Origin of the sequence: Caballeronia sp. EK (assembly GCF_014384845.1) — a bacterium.
GTDB classification, from domain to species: Bacteria; Pseudomonadota; Gammaproteobacteria; order Burkholderiales; family Burkholderiaceae; genus Caballeronia; species Caballeronia jiangsuensis.
Map to the genome: position 1 here is coordinate 1 of NZ_JACSUE010000029.1, position 19,508 is coordinate 19,508.

The following is a 19,508-nucleotide window of genomic DNA, read 5'->3' on the forward strand; positions in this document are numbered from 1 at the left end:
GTGTGTCGTTACCCTACCAATGTCGTAAACGACATCTGTAGGTAATACCCGCCGACCCAAAAAGTCCCGCGTTAGACTCTATTTTCCTGTTGTTGGCTTCCTGGACCACCCGAAGGTCTGCGTCCACGCGTCGCCAGTCGCACGCCTGTCGCGGCATGAGCTTTCAGTTGGGCTCTCTGCGCATCCTGATGCCTTCCCAAAGTTTTGACCATGCCACGCATGCGCGAGACCACCCGCCTTCGAGCAGGATAGATTCCGGCTTTTTGCAGTGAGAGATGTTCAGCTAGGTAAAGTTGGTCGTATGTAGCCCTAGCTTCATCTCGAAGGGCCGTCGCAAGGTCGCGACCCTGCTGAACTGCGGCCGCGTGCTCGCTGGGAAATTCCTTTCGAAAAAATTTCACTGAAATTCCAACGGCCTTTGCCGCTTCGGCCGCGCTTCTTGTAGCGCCGGCGCGAATCATTTCGCCGAGTTCCGAGCGAAGTTCATCTTTCGGCCGTTTGGCACCCGTGCCACCCGCCTGGAGCAAACGACGGTCTTGACACTCGGGTGCTGCGCGCTGCGATAGCAACACTCGGTTGCCAAGCAAAATATCCGCGATTGCACAGTTGCAACAGTAGGCGGTCAGCGCGAGCCGCGGTAGGCTCATGCGCACCTTTCCCTTAACCCATCCGTGCACCTGCGATTTGCCGACGCCAAGATGCACAGCGAATTGAGCGGACTTTCCTGCGAACAGGCTATCAATCGCGTGGACGAGAAAGGTGGACTGAGCAGACGACTCGTAGCGAAGACCCGAAAAGAAGACTGCATCGTCCAGAAGTTCCGCGATGAGGCGTGCGCTCTCGATTTCGTATTCTGACGCCGGAAGCATTGAGGCCACCTCCGATAACTTACCTTGGGCGAGAAGAGTGTCAGCATCGTCGGGTAAGGTGGCGTCGCGCTTCTGCTCCAGGCGCTTGACGAGCCGTGCTCTGTGCAAGGGGCATGCAACGACAGCCTTTATGCTCCAAAGCAATCTGTCGTAGCGGGAGCGCCCCAACTGCTCATCTTCCTTATAGCAATAGGGACAAAATTGCCTGTCGCTTGACATCAACTTCAGTGGCGAAACGAGGTTTCTCAATGGCAACAGAGTACAAAGCTGCAGGTTGTTGCGCAACGTGAGGCTGTTGAGCGCGTACGCCCAGTGATTTGCCTCTTCCGTTTGACTAGAGACACTGGCAGCGTAGTCGGCACGTCCAATGTCTTGAGCCAAGCGGCGGGGGTCTGCGCCAAACAGCTCGCGCGCGACCGGACCTACGATACGAGACGCCAACGCGCCGCGCGGAATATCCTGAGCATCGCTCAAACGACAAATGTAGCTGCCCAGACTCTCGCGGTCTTCGCCCGAGCACCCATAGGGCGGAAGGCTGAAGAGAATAGACCGCGCCGGCGCCTCGTCAGGCCATCCGCCAGGCAACTGCGTACGAAACGGACTTTTCATCGACGGAATCCTCGCGTAGCGTCACCGACCGTTCGAGCCCGCCTTGCTGCAAGGCTCGCAAGCAATTCGGCTTCGCTCGGATAAACAATAGGATATGAAGACGAGAGATAGGGTTGGATGTTCTGCTCTCCTTCAAGCGTCTCAGCCCCAATCGTTTCGTATTCTGCTTTGGATGGCAGCGCATTCCATACATATTCGTCTTTCCACGATTCGCACCCGTCGTACGCGCATGCAATAACTGACCTCACCAAGGTCTTAACTGCATATCCGGGGATGCCAAGGTGAGCCTCAAAGAGGGTTTCAACATACTTTCCGAGGTCAACCTTGAACGGCAGCGGGAGCTCCTTCGCTAGGTCCTTGATGAACTGCGTGAATGCGTCGAAATCGTCCTGATTCGCGAGATACCGCGGAAAGTGGACCACGCTGATTCGACGTGCCAATTGCCCGCTGGCGCGAACTATCTTTTCCGAGCCGTAGGCACCTATAAGCAGCAAGTTCATGGAACCACGGTTCCCGAGAGACTTCAAAAGGTTCCCGTACTGCAAAGGGTCAGTTCTCGAATCAGTCAAGTGCACAGCTTCGTCCAGCAAAACGTGACGAACCGCCCGATTGCGGAGAGCTTTTTCGAATGTCACCCGGTAGCTCTTCACACCATCGACAGGTTGTCCGTCGCGTTGGGCGGGGACGTCCGGACTCAACGTATGAAGGTCATCAAGGAGATGCTGGTAGAACAATTGCCAGTTGATGTCCTTTCCATCGGCCGCGTCAATGCTACTCAACACAACCGGAATGACCCCGGGGTTTTCGCGTATCTCCACGTCATAGAGCTTGAGCAACATCTCTGTCTCGAGACCCGCGAATGTTGTTTTGCCCACGCCTGCCGGACCAACAACGACGGTAAGAGAAAGACCGGCGCTTGGAATCATGTGCCTCTCGACTTCGCCAAGAACTTTCTCGAGGTTTCGATGCATGAACCGAAGTGCTGCGATGTACGCACCCTTATCGTTGGGACTTCCATGCAGTGCCTGCTCAAAGGTGACGGAATTCATGGAACCTCCTTAACTAGACCGGACGGGATGTGGGCAGGGAGTCGTAGTTCATTTTGAAGCGCGCCGCCTTTGCCTTGGGTAACGGGATGCGCATGATGCTGTCGTCATCGGGTGGGCCAAGCTCTGCGGGCGTGGTGATAGGCATGTCAAGGCATGCTTCCTTCTGGGCTGCTGTATGGTCTTCGATGAGACGCGCATCGCCATAAACTTGACGGGTAGCCGCCGTCAAGGATGCTACGTCCGGAAGAGTGTGGCCGTTGAGGACTTCGTACATCGCGGTTTCCAAAGCTTCGTCGGGTTGTCCGTGCATGCGCATGCGAACTTCGTGAATCACATAGCCCCATTCCACGTAAGTGAGCCTGCGATACTTCATGAGCAGCTTCGACTGGCATCGGACCCATTTGCCATTGAGCAATGCATAAACGATGCTCACGTCCCACATGTCGATAAGAACGGGGAGCTTCTGGGGGCGGACTGACTTGTCGGCGAATTCGTCTGCCCAATACCAGACATGACCAATCTTGACGCCCATCTGTTTGTCGAGTTGCCGAGTGTCGCCTTTGGATGGAGGTACGCACGTCAGGATGTAGAAATACGAATCGTAAGGAGTCAATCTTGCAAGACGACGTCCGGTGACAGCGAACCGAAGATTCATGTATTCGATGGGAGCGTGGTCGTGCGCTGGGTGAACCTTAAGGTTGTATTCTCGGAAGAAGTATTCATCGAGAAGACCATGCAATTCGGCAAAGCTCATCAGGTCGGCTCGTATCGGGTCAACGGACTTCGTGACCGTACGAACGTTGCGTAATGCTTTGCTATTGCCCACCAGATAGTGAATAAGCTTGGTATTTGTCGTTCCGAACAATCGCTCCATGACGCCGCCAAACCGGGACTTGTGCGCAGGGCGGAACTGAAGCGTGATGTACAGAAGGTCGCAAAGTTTGTCGAACGCCGCGGAATGAAATTCCTTTCCGTTGTCGACGACGATAATTGCGGGTGAACGTCGGAATGTTCGCACCATCGCCCGAATCGCCATCATGCAGCTGATGGTGCTCGGCGCATGGATTGACAGGTAGAAGGCCAATACTGCTCGGGTCTCGGCGTCCATCACGATTGTGAGCCAAGGACGCCTTCGGAAAATCCTACCGCCTTTGCCTCGGATTTTGATGAAGACGTCGAGCTTCGTGTGGTCGATATGAACGCGGTGGAAGGGACGTCCACCGTGTATCTTGTCCTCAACATGCAGGTACCAGGTCGCTGGCTCCTCGTTGTATGCGAACCTTGGGCCTTGACGTGCTTTCAAGTCGATAAATTTCTTTCGGTGAGAGTAGTACGTCTTTCTCGAGACGAGGTCCACGCCTGCCTCTTGACTGAGCTTGAGATACAACTGATAGGAGGCCTCCCCGTTGGGATTGGTTGGGTTGTTACCTCGAACAGTGGCTTCACGAATCAGTTCAAGCTGTCTTTCCGAAACCTGCCGGCGTCCCCCGCTGCGACGCTTCGGAGTTGCAGCTCGTCGGCGGGCGGGCAATGATTCGCCTGCCGCGCGAACCGCTCTCAGTATTCGCTGTACCTGCCTTTTACCTAGATTGCATCGAACCTGCTTGCCGGCTTCAAGGGCGTTGACCATCAAGAATCGATTTTTGCCCTCGACAATCTGGTAGTCGGTGAGACCGTCAATTTGAGCAAGGCGCTCATCGGTAGCCAGCGCAGATGAAAGAAGAACTATTTCGCGGTTGAACAGTGCGCGCTCGAATTCTGCCACCGGCATGAGGCCACCATTGCGGGTGTGCTGGTCGAAATAATGAATGGACTCTGAAGTGGCAAACGAAACCTCGAACACCTCTGGCAGACCCTTGAACGTAAATTCGGTACCCATGTCAACGTCAAATGTAACCTTGTCGCTGACCGCCTTCGTAACAGGCCGGTTAAACTGGAGTGCCTCGAGTTGTGCGCGGGAACTGCAAACTACAACGTCTTGTGGCTCGCTCAGGTCATCGTATTCCAAGTCGATGAAAATCCGTTGGTCCGCAATCGCCTTGTAGACGTCGTCGACGAGGAACGCGTCGGGCGGGGTCTCGACGAGCAGAGGTTCGTTCCACGGAGTGCGCTCGGGATAGGCGCGTGCGAGAAGTAGGCCCAACGTCATCGGGCAGGAATCGCGCGTTATCTTTTCAATCGCCCGCCAGGCAACATCGGTTAGCGGGGCGCACTTGTTGCACAGAAAGTCTTCGAGAAACTCGAGATTTGAAACAAAGACCGCGCCGTTCTCGTTGCCTGAACGCAGGCAAAACGTGATGCCCATCGCGGAGAAGTAGCGCTCGCGTTCTGGGCATCGCCATGTTCCCTCATCGTCTTTGAAGAAGCGCCGTGGATACTCCTCAGCTAGTTTTTCGAGGTCCCTTTCGGTTTTCCACTCATCGATGTAGATGCCGTACGGGGTCAGTCGGAGGATGTCCGGGGTGTAAGGGGTGGGCGCCTGATAGATGGTCACTGTTCCGTCAGACCGCTTCTTTTCAGTTTCAACTCGAATTCTGACCTCCGGCGGTTGGCAATAGAACTCGCGCGTTGTCCCGTCCCAGTCATACCTCACGACAGCACCGTACTCTGGCTTGCGGCTCTCAGTTGCCACTCGTCGTCCCATTTTCCGAGAGGTATAGCGAGAGATGACATTGCCACATCGGGATTGCACTTTTCTCGATGGTGAGTACCATCGGGCGGTCCAAACGTACTTTTGTCCGTCTGGAGGTGTTCCGAGCCGTTCAAGCTCCTCCCGTAACTCGTCGTCGGAGTACGGCGGTAATGCTGTCCCAAGTGGACTTTCCCAAAACCATCGATTCTCCAGCTTTTGCCACTGGGATTTTAGGGGGACGGCGGTCGGAAGATTAATAGTCATCGCCGTCTCCCAGTATCCATAGACGCCGCTTGGTGAGGACGGTCCAGGCGACGGTCACAGTACTTCCCCACCAGCCTCTCAAGTTCTGCTTCGCTTTTCCATTTGTAGACGTGGATTCCATTACCAATCAGTTGAACCATATCGGCCGTGTCAAACGCCGACAGCGGATAGGTGACGAAGGTATCGTTGAAAAGTGCGAAAGTCATGGTCATCTCCTGTAGCGCTTTGGGGTTCGACCTCCGAAAGTGAGGTGAGCAACAAAGACCAGGGGTGTGTCTCGTTTGTGATTGCATGAACCTCGTTACTGAACTCTGGTTTGGGCTGCTTCGCCTGGGCGGAATGGATTTGGACAGGGCCTTGTAGTTGCGCGTTCAAGCGGACCATGGGAAATGGGCCGAAGTCTCATCGTCAATTCCGTCCAGACTGGCGCGGCCCTCACGACGTGGCGCAGCCTGCTTACTTCCTTCGTGCGACCATGCTCGATGGGCGCTCTGAGTAGGTCGTCAAGAAACGCGTTCTGACAGGCGACGATTGCCTGTGTGGGCAACGCTGCGAGATAGCGCTCCATATCCTCGAATTCCTGCTTGCTGGAAACGGGGCAAAAAACTCTGGTCAGAGCACTGAGAGCCGACCAGCGTAAGGCGACGTCACCAAGTTGTCGCCAGCAACGTTCCCGAAGAATCTCGGGCGTTAGGATTGCCACCTCATATAGTTGATTCCCGCGGCATACGAAGATAGGCGCCGGCATTTGCGTGTGGAGCGGCGCACTTGTCGACGGGCTTTCTGTACTCGACTCGTTGACGCTCGTCTCAGATTCGTCCGCCGCTCGAAGCGAGCAAAGGCGGCTGATGCTCTGAGGGCAAGAGTCCGACGCCTTCCGGTTTTTCAGCAATTTCACGCGAGCTCGTGCGTATGCAGCATCGGGCATCCCGCGAGATTTGCCCGGCGATGAAATGCGAGATGCGAACGAGTCGCGCGCAACACTCGCCACTTCATTGAAACGGGCGATGCCAGCCATCAGGTCCGAAAGGTCCTCGGCAAAAGAAGTGCTAACGCGGTGCGTGTTCATGTAAGTCTCCAAATTGCAAAACGTGAACATCGACCGGACCCCTCGCGCCGTGCTCAACGCACGGCTGCGATAGCTATGACCACGCACCGCCTGGTTCGCTGAAATACAAACGGGTTGCGCTAGCCCAATGAGGTCGCGGCTACTGGTGAGCTAGTGCAGATGTCGCTCACGAGACAGGCTCCAGACTCTCGGGTATAGATATTTGCCAGGGGCACTGAGCGGGATAGGGGGGTGTTCAAACGGGTGAGGCGGTGGGCGGAGAGAGAAATCTCGGAACTGCTGGCCGCGCTTTTTATAATTAGGGGCAGATGCGCGGAGGTGCGTATCACTGCCCGAGACTAGTAAGGGCAGGTTGAGCTGAGTCAAATCAGCCAAATTTGAGCGGTAAAGAGCGAAGTTCGGGGTCATTTGGCGGAAGATTCCACGTTAATTACAGGCGTGAGAATGCTTTGACGCTCAGTAACCCCCGTGAGAAAATCACATTTCCTAGGTGTGGTCTTTCTCACGGGAGCCACCGGGGGCCGCGGTTCAAGTTCGCTTGGGCTTAGCGGCCCCTTGTTTTTTGTGCGATGAAAACACAAAAAATTTAGGCGTGGCCACTGTCCCATCGAGAGGTCGTCAAGGGGGCAATTTTCGCGTGTTCGGAACTCCTAAGTTCGGTTGGGCGATGCGAAATTGTAAAACTAAAGCCCGCCGAATGAAAAGCAGTTTCGTCCCTTCCTCGCTCGCCGGCGTTAGAGGCGTTCTCAAGGCTTGGGGCGTTCCGACAGAAATTGGCATATATACCTCAAAATAAGAAAAATGCATTTGGTATACGATGTAAGTGCAATAACGCAAGCCGACACAAAGCCTTGAAATTGCGCAACTACGAACACTGAAAACTTTAGATTTATTTCGGTATGCTTATTACATTAGCGATGGAGACGGATGCCGCTCGAGCATTCGTATTCGCCTCGCGAGGCTTCTCTGTGCCGCATGGTTACTCAGCCCTTCTTGTGGGTTTGTGAGGAGTAGCTTCCCAAGGACGTCGCGCCGGTAGACCGCGTTGCTGTGGTCTATAACAACGTACGCTTGGTCCCGACAAGCAACGATGTGCCTTTCTGCTTCATGTAGCCTCACAGGCCTCGTGGAATAACTGGACGCGCATTTCAGAACACTTCCAGATACCCGACGCGCGAGCGAGCTTGGAAGGAGTTCCGTGCAGGCGTCGACCCCTATATAAAAGGTCCACCACGTGTTGAGCACGATGTTCACGCCTCTGCGGTCACCGAGAATCCGCGCGAGGATGTATGCGTGTTCCAGCGCGCTGTATCCAACGGCCGTCAGCGAAGGAACACATCCCTCCTCGTAGAAGACCTGGTCAGGGTGCAGCACTCCGTCGAAGTTGAGGTAAAGAATCATGTAGTCCTCATCAGACAAGACTTGCGTTGAGTTGCGAATTAGTCGAAATCGAGAAGCTGGTGAAGTGTGAACTGAAACCAGTCGAGACTGCTGGACGAAGTCGAACCAACTGTTATTGACCTTTCCAGATACTCAAACGGGATGCTCATCGAGTCCCCGTCAATGATGGTGACGCGCTGGGGATTCCGACGAGTAATGTCCGACCGCAACAGGTCAACTTTGCTTTGTGTGCTATACGACCGTCGATGCGTTCGGTTGCCTCGCATAGTTGCGCCAATTGTCTTCTGCGCTAATTCAAGCGGCAGGAGGCGACGAAGCGTACAGTATCCAAAGTCCACAACCAGCCAGCTGTTGAGCACAATCCCAAGGTCGGTCCGGTCGAGCACGGTCTTAACCAAGCACGGAAGCAGGATGCTTTGCGGGGAGAACCCTCTCGCTGGCTGGCGGGACGGCGAGGTACGAAGTAGCCCGGGGAACAGAATGCGTTCGGCGCCCAAGTAAAGGATTGAGTTCATGGTGAAGTTTGGCGGCAGAGGACCGAACCTGACTCATGCTGCTAAGTAGCGCAATATCTTGAGCATAGGGTCAGCGGTCGATGCGAACGGCTCGTCCAGATTTTGGTCTTTGACTTTTTGACAAACCGCGTGGGTTGCCCCACACACAAAACATAGTTCATGTCAACGCGAAATCAAGCAAAATTTATCGAACCTGTCGCTGGTCCATGGGAGAAATTGTCATCGCGCGCCATACGGGTGATGCTGACTCGTCGAGACGTGAGCTATGCGCAGCTTGTGGAGGCGCTGGCCAGGATTGGGATTTCGGAGTCTGAGCGTTCGATAGAGGGGAAGGTCCATCGCGGCAGCTTCCGGCACACGTTTTTCCTGCAAGTCCTGAAGGTATCTTGCTCTTCGTATCCGGAACAGTGGGACCATGCGCTCCAAGGCGAAATGGAATGGGAAGACCGAGCGTCCGCTCTCTTTCGCGCGGAGTTGTCGCTTCAGCCCTGGCTGGACTGGGTAAAGCTCTCGAGGCGTCTTGAAGAGATAGGCGTCTACGCAGAACCCGAGTCGTTGCGTGTCCAGGTTGATGACGGGTCTTTCTCGACCGCACTGTTTCTTCAATGCGCAGCTGTTTGCCGTTTTGCGGGTGTTCATCTTTTTCTCGACCCGCTCGATTTGAAAGAGGCTGCGTTAGCCGGCGCTTCTCCGACCTGAGCCGTTTTTCGACAAAACTCCTTGCGCTTTTTTGTGGTCGTTCTATATTTCGTCTATAGTCTTGCGTGGGATGTCCCACGAGACTAATCGTAAGAAAAAAGCAAAAATACAAACTGTCTTACGTAACATTGACACCGATATTCCAAGCGGGTCACAGAGGTGATTGCTCAACGTAGAGGTTACGTCTACGGCTGTCTCGGTGTTTGCTCGTTATACTGACTTTCGATGTTAGGAGCGACCACGGAGGCCCTGGCATTTCGTCGGTCAGGACGTGCGTGCCGTTTCCGGACATATAAGTACGCCCGTACAGCAGGTCGACTTGGCATTAAGGCGCGGTGCTACTCAATCAATTCGTGTATATCCGCCCAGTCGACCAGATAATTGGCCGGACAACGCCCAGCTCTCACTTGGCGCTCGCCAGGAAAGATGTTTGAGGCATCACAAATCACGATTCCAGCAGAGCGGACCAAAGCCGTTAGCGAGACATAGAGGCGCGCGAACTGCTTCAGGCGTCGCGCATGGCCCATCGCCAGTCTTCGAGAGGAGAGAATCATGCCTGTCTGGCGCGTTCCCGACGTAAGCATCGAACCCGATATGTCGATTTCTGACTGGCAAATCCTCGAGACGGAGAGAGGCTCCAGGCACTTCGTAGGCAGCGACGCTCGGGACAACACAGGCCGAGCCAGCAGTGCGATTCAAAGTTTTGACCCAACGGTGCTACGTGGCGTCACCTCCTCCGGTCGCGTCTATCAACTGGTCGGCCCTCGTGGTTGTTCGGGAGACGGTCAATACATCTGGCGACGTTGGTGCACGCTCAACGGAGTGACATCGTACACAGATGTCACGACTGAATTTCTTGCGGAGACGAAATCATGACAACGCCAGCGGAGCGTACGAAGGCTGTGGCGGATACGCGCCACTTCCTGAGAATGCTCGCCAGCGCTGACGAAGTGACGATTCGCGGTTTGGTGCAATCGGTCGCAATTGGCCTTCTCCGGCACTACCCTCAGGATTTCGACTTGGACCTATCAGCGTCGGCGCTCCCAGGTGTCTGGACTCATCCCACTCCTGAGCGGCATGAAGAGAAGGATGAATGTGCCGACGTCATTCCGTTGTTCAGGACCCGGACTGAAGAGTAGCTTGAAAAGGGGAGAACATGCCACGACCGCCAAATGACTCACAAGATAAGCGCGCACCTCGTCGAGCGAGCATAGACGAAATCATCCGCCAGGCCGCGGTCGCAATGACCCTGTTCGACCCTATCGCTGCTCGCGCGCTTCTCAGTCTTACGGATGCGGAGCTAGGAAGGCTTTTCAAGCTTGCACTTGTTCGAACTGCCGGACTAGTCACTGCGTTGAACTTGGACCTGGATTCGATTCGCGATGAAAACGAATCTAGACGGAAGACGGCTCGTTCGTCCCGCCAGAAGCCAACTCCGGCCTTGCTGGTTGCCAAGGCAAAGCTAATACACGAGTCTCATTTTCGTGCAGCCACGAATGTCAGCGAGAAGACGCTCCGCAAGGAAGTTTCCGCCGGTCGCATCTTCAGCGTTGACATCGAGGGCGAATCATATTTCCCGACATTCTTCTTGGTCAAACAGCTCGACCAAAAATGCTTAGCGAAAGTAGCGCGAAAACTTCGGGACCTACCGGGGTGGAGCAGGTGGGAGTTCTTCACAAGGCCCAACGAGGCTCTAGGCAACCTAACTCCGCTGCAAGCGCTCTTTTATGGCGACAGGAAACAAGTGTCCCGCGCTGCTGTGAAGTTCGTTGAGGGGTGAAGACGTCCGTCGCCGGCAATCCGGTGTGACAGTCATACACACATGAAAACCATCGAAGCAATTTGGCAATTCGCACTCGACAATCCGGCGTTGCTGGTCCTGCCGGCGTGCGCGTTCATCCTCACACTGCTCTTGTTGCGCATCAAGAACCGATACATCAATGAGGGGATTTTGTTTCGACGCTCGCCACGTCAGCACGCCCGCAGACCTGCCGACTCGGCAGAGGAAGATGAGGTGGAACGGGATACGTCAATCGACCTGGCGATTGCTCTTCGGAAGTTCGAGGAACTGGGTATGGAGGATGGGGGCTCAGGATTTGCCTACTGGCACGAAGTCGGAGAACTACTTATACAAGCGGCTGACATGCACATGGAGATAGAGCGCCTACGTAGGGAAGTCGAACGTTGTCGTGCGATGCTCGCAAAATCGCACTGATAGCAGCGCGACACAGACATCGTCGAAGTGGACGCTGTTGCCTTCCGGCCGTATTCGAGACCAAGTCGAACATAGACGCCTATATATCAGCCGTGGCTCTACGAATCCATCCCTTCCTATGCCTTGGGCGACCTCTTGAAGTGGTCCCGCCATACGAACTGTCGGCTGCTGGCACAGGAGCGTTCGCACGGAGGCGACTGTGGTACCTGGTCCCGAAGCAAAACGTTGGCCGTAACACTGCGGACATCTTGTCGGCTGTTGCTCCCACTCACGGAGCCGCTGCCTCTGCTGCCCGTTCCCAATCAAAAAATGCTTTCCACGTGAAGAAGCGCGACGAGAGCGAAGCAGAGGGAACCGCCCATTCGATTGCTGCATGGAACGGAAACATCGAAACGCTCAACATACGCCTACTTGTGACCGAAGCCTCCATGGCAAGAGAACGAGTCTCCCTTGCAGACATTCCGACTGCTCTGTATGAGAACCGGTGGCTTGAATCGCCGTTCAAGCACCCATCCATCTTCGTGGTATCCGACTATTTGGAACGTCTTACTGACCGGTCCGGATTCGCTGAATACTGAAGAAGCGTTATTCCCTCGGGGTGGAGTTGGGCGGTCGAAGAAGTTCTTTGCCTCAATCTTCGCTCAAACGGCGGAGGGCTTCCTCGCCCTAGTTCGAGTCCACGCTCGATGCTGGCTTTAGCTTCTTATGAAAGAACGAGGATTTCTCTGCGCCCGAGGCGGGACGATGGGTATTGGCCTTACGCGAAGGCGGAAGCGGTGCGCCAGGTGTCCATCCCTGGGTGTCGCTGTGGGCCGCGCTAGCTCCAGCTTGTCGGGGCGGCTTCGGGTTCTGCGGCGGCTGGGCATTTGCTAATGTCGAACAAATCACAAGCACTGCTCCAACCGCCAGAATCGTCTTGTTCATCAACGTCTCCTCGTTGTCGTTCAAAAATTGCGCCACAAGGGCGCTACTCCCTAGGTCGGGGAAATGGCTTGCCAGAGCGGACCAAGCGTTTTCATCGAATGAGTATCCAACACTGTCGTCGCTATGCCACGAGCCAGTTCCCGAGCAATAGGTCTTGCGTGATACGCGCAGCAGTCGCAGAACTTCTCGAGCAGGTCGGCCTCAGTCATTGGACTCTCGACGCTGCCACGCGGTCGTTCTACTGTCACGCCCCTGGTTCGTCCGTCCTTGGTCGCAAGACTCACCGTTCCGCTAAGGGCTGCCTTGAAATCTGCGCCCGTATCAATCTTGTAGCTCATTCTCTCTGTGAGCGAGAGGACGAGTCGGTCCGCAAGCCGTTCTGCTGAAAAGCTATCGAGGCCGACGCGCCGGTGAACCATTGCTGATGCCGTGACAAATGGAATACTGAATTTGGCATCAATCGCGGCTACAGGACGTTGCTTTTGCTGAAACGGCTCGCAGAGCATTCGGGTTAGCGAACTAGCGGTCAGCTCCACGCCTACAACATTGTCGATGGCGAGGTCGTCGTCGCGGACAAGTTCAAGCGCCGCCTCAATGAAGGGGTGGGTGCCTCGACATGACGGCCAGGGCTTGTAGCTCACAAACGCCCCCTCGAATCGTTGCCCTATGTCCTTAACGATACGGTCCCTGTCGAAACATCCTTCTGCATACATCGCGAACCAGCCCGCGCGTCCCTCCAGGGGTTGAGCAAAACCGTTGACTCCATCGCGAGCGAGGAGCGCGGCGACAACACCGGCTTGCGCCGCGAAGCCATCCCTTACGGCCCGAATGGAGGACTGTGCGTCATCCTCGAACTGAGCCGTGAGAACTGACTGGCTCATTGCGAGTGAAAGCGCCGCGACGGTCTGTTCTTCCGTTAGCCGAAGCAAGCTCGCCGCTGCGGCGGCGGCACCAAATGCGCCCAGCATTGGCGGGTGGTACCAGCCCCGGTCATGTGGGTTTGTCTGCAATGCAAGACCAAGACGACAAACTAGGTCCGCGCCCACTGCGATTGCGGTTAGCAAGTCCTCCCCGGTTGTTGCTTCCGACATCTGCGCTACTGCCAGAGCCGCAGGAATCACCGCAGCATTAGGATGCAGCACCGCACCGTCGTGGGTATCCTCGAAGTCGACCGCGTGTGCCAGCGCCCCGTTGGCCAACGCCGCTACCGGCGCTGGGACACGCTCGCCGGTGGCAAGCAGGAGACAATCCTGCCGACCACCCATAGTACGAGCGAGATTGAGAAATGGGCCGCAGGCATCAGTTAGGCCAGTTGCTGCAAACATCACGCCGAGTGCATCCAAAAGACTGAGCTCGGCCGCTCGGACGGCCTCCAGCGGAAGATTCGCGAAGCGCGTATTTGCGACGTTTCGCGCAAGCACTCGCGACTCATCCATTGATGGACTCCCTTTGCCGAGCCAATCGGGCCTCGGAAGGGGTCGTCAAAACCACACGACCTTCAGACAGTGTGAAGCCCGTCTCAAATCCGGCGTGCGCGTTAGCCTGCTCTAAGTAGTCGACGACTCTATGGAATCGAGGGTCAGCAGCCACAAGCAATGTTGGCCGCGAATGTTGGTTAATAAAAGTTGGCAGCAAAGAGACTTCGGCCACTTCTCCCTCGCGAATGACCATGCGAACTACAACAGTCATCTGTGAATCGGGCGGGAAGGTGTATGAAGAGTCCGGGTCCGGGTGCCATTCGGGGTTAAGTGATTGAATTTCCTTGAACGCTTTGCTCGCCATCATTTTTGGGCTTAGCGGGACATCCAGCGCGAAATTGCAGAGGCTGTAGAAGATGGGCTTACCACGGTACAGCTCTACTCCTTTCAGGATATGCGCGTGGTGGCCAAGAATGACGTCGGCTCCTTCGTCGATTGCTACCCGAGCGACCTCACGTTGATAGTCCGCAATGGCAAAGGGAATGAAGTGGATGCCCCAGTGCATGGACACTATGACGACATCAGCCACCTCACGCGCTGCGCGAACGTCGTGCCGCATCGCTTCCAAGTCGTCGCGGTTTGGGTAGGTATGAATTCGTGGAGGCGTTCCGGGTTGGTCCTTTTCGACCTGCTCGTAGACCGTCCATGCACGCATCGGCACGCAACCCGCCCGGTTCTCGTCGGCCCAGAAGCCCTCGGGGAGAATACTGCAGTATGCGAGGAACGCGACCTTAGTTCCCTTGCAATCGACGAACACTGGCTTCCGCGCCTGCTCTATGTCTGCACCCGCGCCGACCGGAGAGATACCTGCGTCCACCAATGCAGAGAGCGTGTCGTCGAACGCATCTCGGCCCCAGTCCATGCAGTGATTGCCAGCGACCGATACGACGTTGAAGCCACATTCCCGGATGGCGTCGGCCGTTTCGGGTGGCGCCTTTGTGGTATGGCGAACCTGCGGAAGCCTTTGACCCCGCTCAGAGAGGTTCACTTCGAGCTGGCAGAATCCAATGTCGGCTCGACGCATTTCTTCGCGTACGTCTTCGAATATCGAACGAGGGTCGGCCCGGCATGGGCCAACGTCTCCGACGGCCAGGAGCACAATGTCGTTATCGTTTTTCATCGTGGTTGTCTCAGATTCACCGGCCGGCTTCAGCTACGGCGACAGCACCGATGACTTTGCGCAATGGGAGAAGAAGGACGAAGCCCACAGCCATCGCCGCAGCGAGAAAAAGTGTCGGTTGCACGAATGACCCGCTCGCCTGACGCAACCAGCCGATAACGTTCGGACCGACGAGCCCGGCGCTATTACCGACAAGGTTGATGAGCGCCAACCCGGCAGCAACGGCTGAACCACTCAGGAAACCAAGCGGAATCGTCCAAAAGATGCCTTGCGCTGCGCCAATTCCGCACCCTGCAATCAGAAGGCCGAGCATGTTGTAGGGCGCCGGTGCTCCCGCGCCGATGACCAGGCCGACAGCGGCGGCGAACATACCTCCGCCCACGTGCCAGAGTCGCTCTTGGTGCCGGTCTGAGTGTCGGGCATTGAAGTACATACCCAATCCCATCGCCACCCACGGAATCGCACTGAGGACGCTGACGCCAAAGTCCGTTTGCTTCGAAACCTGTTTGAGGACAAGCGGCAGCCAGTACAGCATCCCGGTGAAGCCGAGAATAAGCGAGAACAGTGCGCCAGCTGCGGCCCAGACGCGTGGGCTGAAGAAGACCGAACGTAGCGACTCGATGCCGCCCGCGGACCGGACAGAACTGTGTTCGCGTTCGATTTCTGCTGTCAGCCAGCCTCGTTCCTCCTCGGTGAGCCATCGTGCGGCCGCGGGACTATCAGAGATATAGAAAAGGGAAATGACACCAAGCAAGATGGTCGGCAACCCTTCAAGAAGGAACATCCACTGCCAACCGGCAAGTCCCGCCCCGGAAAATGAGAGGAACCAGCCTGACAGAGGTGCGCCGATGACTACTGACACAGGCGCGGCGAGGAACGTGCTGGAGATGGCCGTACCACGGTAGCGCTTCGGAAACCAGTTGTTCAGGTAGTAGATGATGGCCGTTCCGAAACCGGCTTCCGCTGCTCCGAGAACGAAGCGCAAGACGAAGAACATCTCTTTGCTGTTTGTGAACGCCAACCCTGCGGACGGCAGACCCCAGAGAATAAGGGAGCCCCCGAGCCATACCTTGATACCGAGCTTCCGGATAAGCATGGCGCTCGGCAGCTGGAGGGCGAGATAACTCACGTAAAAGAGACTGACGCCCATGCCATAGGTCTTCGCATCAAAGCCCAGATGGTTGTTCATCTGAAGCGCTGCGAAGCTGATGTTCACACGGTCGAGGGCGAACAGCATGTACAGCACGAACACAAAGTAGACGATGCGAAGTCTCAGCTTGCGTAACGTAGATGCTTCGAGTGTCATTCCTGTCTCCTGTTCAACTAGCATTCAAACCGAGGCCGTCTTTCCAATGGCCCGCAAAATATCCGCCTAGCGAAATCAGAAACGCGTTCTCAAGCCGACGCGAACGGCCGTCTGATTTCCGGAAGACGATGGCCCCAGCATCCCAATGATGTACGCATTGGCCGGGCCGTCGCCACTTGCGTGCTGATAGAGGACGCTCGCGTACACGCCCGTACGGGTTGAAATTGAATAGTCGAGCGTGGCGCCGACCTGATGAGCCTTGTTCTCGTCGAGCACCTTGTTGCCCTGCATAAACTGATATTCGACGTGGAGATTCAACGCCGCGCCAATGGGAAACAACGCGCCGATTTCATACACATCGATGCGAGCGCCGTTGTCAGTGTTTGCCGTGTTGGTGTAAAGCGCGTCCACGAAATTCTTTCCGATGGCGTATCGACCACCGAAGCCGTAGTTCCGAATACCCTTGCTGCCATTCGCGATGGTCGGGTACTTCTGGTAGGTGTAAGCGGCGTCGAGCGCGAGCGGACCGTTCGCGTAATCGATACCGAAACTCTGCGAACTGTTCAGACCGAACGACCCCGGTTGACCGCCAAAGCCATACATGGCACCGGCTGTCAGGCCGTTAATGACCGGACTTTGATACAGCACCGAGTTGTTCATCCGAACAGTTCCTGCGGTTCGGTCAAAGTCAAACATTCCAAACGGCCCTGGAGCATTCAGCTTCGAGAACGGACCCGCTTGCGTCATGAAAGGCGACACGTAGAGAATCATCGGCCCCCAACGCCGCGACGCAAGCGAAGTGAGCATGAAGTCATACTGATTGCCCGCGGTGACCGTACCCCAATTGTCGTTCTGGATTCCGACCCACGCCTGGTGCGCGAAGATGCCACCGCCATTCATGGCACCCGTTCCCAGGTTGTAGTAGCCCTCAAGTTTGAAAAGCGCTTTCGTCCCGCCTCCTAGGTCTTCAACGCCCTTCAAGCCCCATGGGTCTGGATTGTTCACGCCCGACTGGAAGAACGTATTGCTGTGGCCGCCCTGGTTCGACGTGTAGGTGATGCCGGCATCAATCGCCCCGTACAGCGTCACGCTGCTTTGCGCATGAGCAACGCCGCCAGTCAGCGCACAAGCCAGGAACGCCATCGCTTTCTTTCTCATTGAGTGTCTCCACAAGCTGTTTTTCTAGTCATCCAAACGGGAATCCGCGAAGCTCTCGGGTCGGTACGTAGCCGCGGAGAACGTCGGCAATCGCTGCAAATAAATTCGTTAACATTCTTAACGATTGCTATACTAGGACCAACGGCAGGTGCTTAGCTAATGTCGAAACTGGATGACGAAAATCCATTTTTGACATATCCGGGAAGCCCCTGACGCAGTAGCCGCGTGGTGGAGCGCGACGGACGCGCTCAGCTGATTGCGAAACGAACACTGACTGGACGGTGGCGCGAAGGGCTGCCATCCACGGTACGCTCAGACTCGGAGGGACGTCGTGCAAGAAGGGAAGATAGAATCGGAATTCAATCCTCTTTACGAAGAGACGTTTGACAACTCGCACGCGTACTACACGGAGATGCGTGCCAAGTGCCCAGTGGCGCATAGCAACGAGTTCGGTGGCTTTTGGGCGTTGTTCAAATACGACGATGTCATCCGTCTTCAGGAGGACACTGAGTCGTTCAGTACGGCCGAGCAGAACATCGTCCCACGCGTAACGCGTAAGGACGGACCTCGACCGCCTCTCCACTTCGACCCGCCAGAACACAGCACCTTCCGCGACCCTATCAATCGCATTTTTCGAAAATCGCGTATCGACAAGCTCGAGTCTTCGCTCCAAAGCTACGCACAAGAGTTGCTGGCTCCCTTGGTTGAGCGAGGACATGCAGATTTCACTAAGGACTTCGCTGAATATTTTGCGGCGCATGCATTCGGCGAGATATTGTCTCTGCCGCTTGAGATGATGCTGCGGGCACGGGCGGTGGGCGTGCGCTACTATCGCGCGACAACGTCGATGAATCAGGACGAAATGATTCAGGCGAGCACCGACCTTTACGCTATCGCGCGCGAAATCGTCGACGCTCGGAAGCACGCCTTGTTGAACCCGGATGAAGACTTGGTTTCCGCGCTTTTACTCGCTGGCGAGCGAGGAACGGCCATTCCCGAGCAACTCGTTGTCGCCAGCATTCGACAGTTCTTGTCGGCAGCTCAAGCCGCTCCTGGCGCAGTTCTCGGCAGCATTGCCGTCCACTTGGCGCGCGACCAGGAACTCCAAACAAACCTGCGGACTAATTCAGAGTTACTTCCGCGCGCCATTGAAGAGTTTCTCCGGATGTATGCGCCGTACCGGGTATTTGCTCGAACCGCAAAGCAGGACGTCGAAATTGGTGGGCGTCGCATAAAGGCAGGCGAAGCGATAACGATGATTTTTCCGTCTGCGAATCGCGACGAGGACGTGTTCCCGAACCCGCACGAGTTCGACATGTTCCGACAGCCGAATCGTCACATCGCCTTCGGCCGCGGAGCACATCAATGTCCTGCGTCGTCACTCGCGCGCCTTGAACTGAGAATCGGCATTGGAGCCTTGCTTCGTATGACCGATGGTTTTGACCTCGGCGGCGAAGTCAAGATGACTGACTGGGTGGAGTTCGGACCCTCGTCGACTCCGCTGCGCCTTACGCCAAAAGCCTAATCAGAGAAAGAGGAGCCGTGCATGCACGGCTCGCTTGATTAGTCAGCATCTGGCGCTGCTACGTCGCCCGGCATGCTGCGCGTCTCGAATCCACCAATGATTTTGTCGAAGAGCTGGTTGAGCGCGCGCCTTTCTCCGTCTGAGAGCGGAGAAAGAATGAGCTCGTTATGCTGGTCGATGCGTTCGCGAAGCCTCTCCCACAGCTTCTCGCCCTTTTTCGTCAAGCGCAGAGTGTTAATGCGTCGGTCCTCCGCAGACTCTTTGCGGACGAGCAGCCCTTGCTCGGACATTCCGCGAAGAATCACAGCGAGTTGCGACTTCTTCAGCAACAGCGAGTCGCAAAGCTTTGTTTGCGTAATTCCGGGGTTAAGCGCGAGGATTGCTACCACGCTCGCGTCGCCGGGGAGGATGCCCACTTCATCGAAGATTCGTTGACTCTCACGTCGCACGAAGCCGCGAAGCAAACGAATTGAGAAAGGAAAATTGGACCGGAGAAAGCCGTAGTTCACCTGCCGCTCAGCTTCCGACGCCACTCTTGTTTCAGAGGACGCCCGCGTTGCACTCGTACCGCTCATGTCGCTCCTTTTCATGCGGTCGACTGGCGCCGACCGTCAACTGCCTCTCGTAGCTGAATATATCAGAGAGCAGCTGTCAGAGAAGAGCTAGCAACGCATA

At 55.9% G+C, this 19,508-nt stretch carries 16 protein-coding genes; 6 read left to right on the plus strand and 10 right to left on the minus strand.

Translation table 11 applies throughout. The annotated features are described in order from the left end of the window. Positions 1–71: 71 nt before the first annotated feature. The 5 genes from IAG25_RS38730 to IAG25_RS42365 all read right to left on the minus strand — a co-directional run bounded on the left by IAG25_RS38730 (position 72) and on the right by IAG25_RS42365 (position 7,893). On the minus strand, positions 72–1,478 hold the full coding sequence (locus IAG25_RS38730) for a TniQ family protein (RefSeq protein ID WP_187609565.1): 1,407 nt from the start codon (positions 1,476–1,478) through the stop codon (positions 72–74). Beyond that, positions 1,475–2,527 carry an ATP-binding protein gene (locus tag IAG25_RS38735; protein WP_187609566.1) on the minus strand — a complete coding sequence of 351 codons (1,053 nt, stop codon included), beginning with the start codon at positions 2,525–2,527 and terminating at the stop codon, positions 1,475–1,477. Before IAG25_RS38735 ends, IAG25_RS38730 begins: the two co-directional genes overlap by 4 nt. Before the next feature lie 13 nt (positions 2,528–2,540). Next, positions 2,541–5,159: a DDE-type integrase/transposase/recombinase gene (locus IAG25_RS38740; protein ID WP_187609567.1), complete on the minus strand. Its 2,619-nt coding sequence runs from the start codon at positions 5,157–5,159 to the stop codon at positions 2,541–2,543. 260 nt (positions 5,160–5,419) lie between these two features. Beyond that, complete coding sequence (locus IAG25_RS38745) at positions 5,420–5,629, minus strand: hypothetical protein (RefSeq protein ID WP_187609568.1); 210 nt, start codon at positions 5,627–5,629, stop codon at positions 5,420–5,422. Positions 5,630–7,398: 1,769 nt separating this feature from the next. Continuing rightward, the gene (locus tag IAG25_RS42365) at positions 7,399–7,893 is read right to left on the minus strand and encodes an HAD domain-containing protein (protein ID WP_187609569.1); all 495 of its coding nucleotides are present in this window, start codon (positions 7,891–7,893) and stop codon (positions 7,399–7,401) included. A 674-nt stretch (positions 7,894–8,567) separates the two neighbouring features. On the opposite strand from IAG25_RS42365, the gene IAG25_RS38755 reads away from it, so the two are divergent. The 5 genes from IAG25_RS38755 to IAG25_RS38770 all read left to right on the plus strand — a co-directional run bounded on the left by IAG25_RS38755 (position 8,568) and on the right by IAG25_RS38770 (position 11,900). After that, entirely contained in the window at positions 8,568–9,107 is a 540-nt protein-coding gene (locus tag IAG25_RS38755; RefSeq protein WP_187609570.1) for a DUF6471 domain-containing protein, read from the plus strand. Positions 9,108–10,036: 929 nt separating this feature from the next. After that, positions 10,037–10,246, plus strand: a complete 210-nt coding sequence (locus IAG25_RS42065; protein ID WP_304502703.1) for a hypothetical protein — start codon at positions 10,037–10,039, stop codon at positions 10,244–10,246. A 104-nt stretch (positions 10,247–10,350) separates the two neighbouring features. Then, complete coding sequence (locus IAG25_RS38760; protein ID WP_187609571.1) at positions 10,351–10,887, plus strand: hypothetical protein; 537 nt, start codon at positions 10,351–10,353, stop codon at positions 10,885–10,887. Positions 10,888–10,929: 42 nt separating this feature from the next. Continuing rightward, complete coding sequence (locus IAG25_RS38765) at positions 10,930–11,322, plus strand: hypothetical protein (RefSeq protein ID WP_187609605.1); 393 nt, start codon at positions 10,930–10,932, stop codon at positions 11,320–11,322. Positions 11,323–11,642: 320 nt separating this feature from the next. Then, a complete protein-coding gene (locus IAG25_RS38770) occupies positions 11,643–11,900 on the plus strand; it encodes a hypothetical protein (RefSeq protein ID WP_187609572.1) in 258 nt (85 codons plus the stop codon). A gap of 396 nt (positions 11,901–12,296) precedes the next feature. On the opposite strand, the gene IAG25_RS38775 is transcribed toward IAG25_RS38770, so the two are convergent. From IAG25_RS38775 to IAG25_RS38790, 4 genes are all read right to left on the minus strand, one after another. Beyond that, on the minus strand, positions 12,297–13,682 hold the full coding sequence (locus IAG25_RS38775; protein ID WP_187609573.1) for an MmgE/PrpD family protein: 1,386 nt from the start codon (positions 13,680–13,682) through the stop codon (positions 12,297–12,299). Continuing rightward, the gene (locus IAG25_RS38780; protein WP_187609574.1) at positions 13,675–14,844 is read right to left on the minus strand and encodes a CapA family protein; all 1,170 of its coding nucleotides are present in this window, start codon (positions 14,842–14,844) and stop codon (positions 13,675–13,677) included. Before IAG25_RS38780 ends, IAG25_RS38775 begins: the two co-directional genes overlap by 8 nt. Positions 14,845–14,860: 16 nt before the next feature. Further along, positions 14,861–16,150, minus strand: a complete 1,290-nt coding sequence (locus tag IAG25_RS38785) for an MFS transporter (protein ID WP_187609575.1) — start codon at positions 16,148–16,150, stop codon at positions 14,861–14,863. A 75-nt stretch (positions 16,151–16,225) separates the two neighbouring features. Further along, positions 16,226–17,308 (minus strand): porin, encoded by a 1,083-nt coding sequence (locus tag IAG25_RS38790; RefSeq protein ID WP_187609576.1) that lies wholly within the window; start codon positions 17,306–17,308, stop codon positions 16,226–16,228. Between the two features lie 331 nt (positions 17,309–17,639). On the opposite strand from IAG25_RS38790, the gene IAG25_RS42185 reads away from it, so the two are divergent. Then, positions 17,640–18,833 carry a cytochrome P450 gene (locus tag IAG25_RS42185; RefSeq protein ID WP_187609577.1) on the plus strand — a complete coding sequence of 398 codons (1,194 nt, stop codon included), beginning with the start codon at positions 17,640–17,642 and terminating at the stop codon, positions 18,831–18,833. 38 nt (positions 18,834–18,871) lie between these two features. On the opposite strand, the gene IAG25_RS38800 is transcribed toward IAG25_RS42185, so the two are convergent. Beyond that, positions 18,872–19,408 (minus strand): MarR family winged helix-turn-helix transcriptional regulator, encoded by a 537-nt coding sequence (locus tag IAG25_RS38800; protein WP_187609578.1) that lies wholly within the window; start codon positions 19,406–19,408, stop codon positions 18,872–18,874. Positions 19,409–19,508 lie beyond the last annotated feature (100 nt).

Excerpts from the sequence above, each read along its gene's own strand:
- IAG25_RS38765 (WP_187609605.1), top strand. The coding sequence starts at position 10,930 with ATGAAAACCATCGAAGCAATTTGGCAATTCGCACTCGACAATCCGGCG.
- IAG25_RS38800 (WP_187609578.1), bottom strand. The coding sequence starts at position 19,408 with ATGAGCGGTACGAGTGCAACGCGGGCGTCCTCTGAAACAAGAGTGGCG.
- IAG25_RS38735 (WP_187609566.1), bottom strand. The coding sequence starts at position 2,527 with ATGAATTCCGTCACCTTTGAGCAGGCACTGCATGGAAGTCCCAACGAT.
- IAG25_RS38730 (WP_187609565.1), bottom strand. The coding sequence starts at position 1,478 with ATGAAAAGTCCGTTTCGTACGCAGTTGCCTGGCGGATGGCCTGACGAG.
- IAG25_RS38745 (WP_187609568.1), bottom strand. The coding sequence starts at position 5,629 with ATGACTTTCGCACTTTTCAACGATACCTTCGTCACCTATCCGCTGTCG.
- IAG25_RS38785 (WP_187609575.1), bottom strand. The coding sequence starts at position 16,150 with ATGACACTCGAAGCATCTACGTTACGCAAGCTGAGACTTCGCATCGTC.
- IAG25_RS38790 (WP_187609576.1), bottom strand. The coding sequence starts at position 17,308 with ATGAGAAAGAAAGCGATGGCGTTCCTGGCTTGTGCGCTGACTGGCGGC.
- IAG25_RS38780 (WP_187609574.1), bottom strand. The coding sequence starts at position 14,844 with ATGAAAAACGATAACGACATTGTGCTCCTGGCCGTCGGAGACGTTGGC.
- IAG25_RS42065 (WP_304502703.1), top strand. The coding sequence starts at position 10,037 with ATGCTCGCCAGCGCTGACGAAGTGACGATTCGCGGTTTGGTGCAATCG.
- IAG25_RS38775 (WP_187609573.1), bottom strand. The coding sequence starts at position 13,682 with ATGGATGAGTCGCGAGTGCTTGCGCGAAACGTCGCAAATACGCGCTTC.
- IAG25_RS38760 (WP_187609571.1), top strand. The coding sequence starts at position 10,351 with ATGACCCTGTTCGACCCTATCGCTGCTCGCGCGCTTCTCAGTCTTACG.
- IAG25_RS38755 (WP_187609570.1), top strand. The coding sequence starts at position 8,568 with ATGTCAACGCGAAATCAAGCAAAATTTATCGAACCTGTCGCTGGTCCA.
- IAG25_RS42365 (WP_187609569.1), bottom strand. The coding sequence starts at position 7,893 with ATGATTCTTTACCTCAACTTCGACGGAGTGCTGCACCCTGACCAGGTC.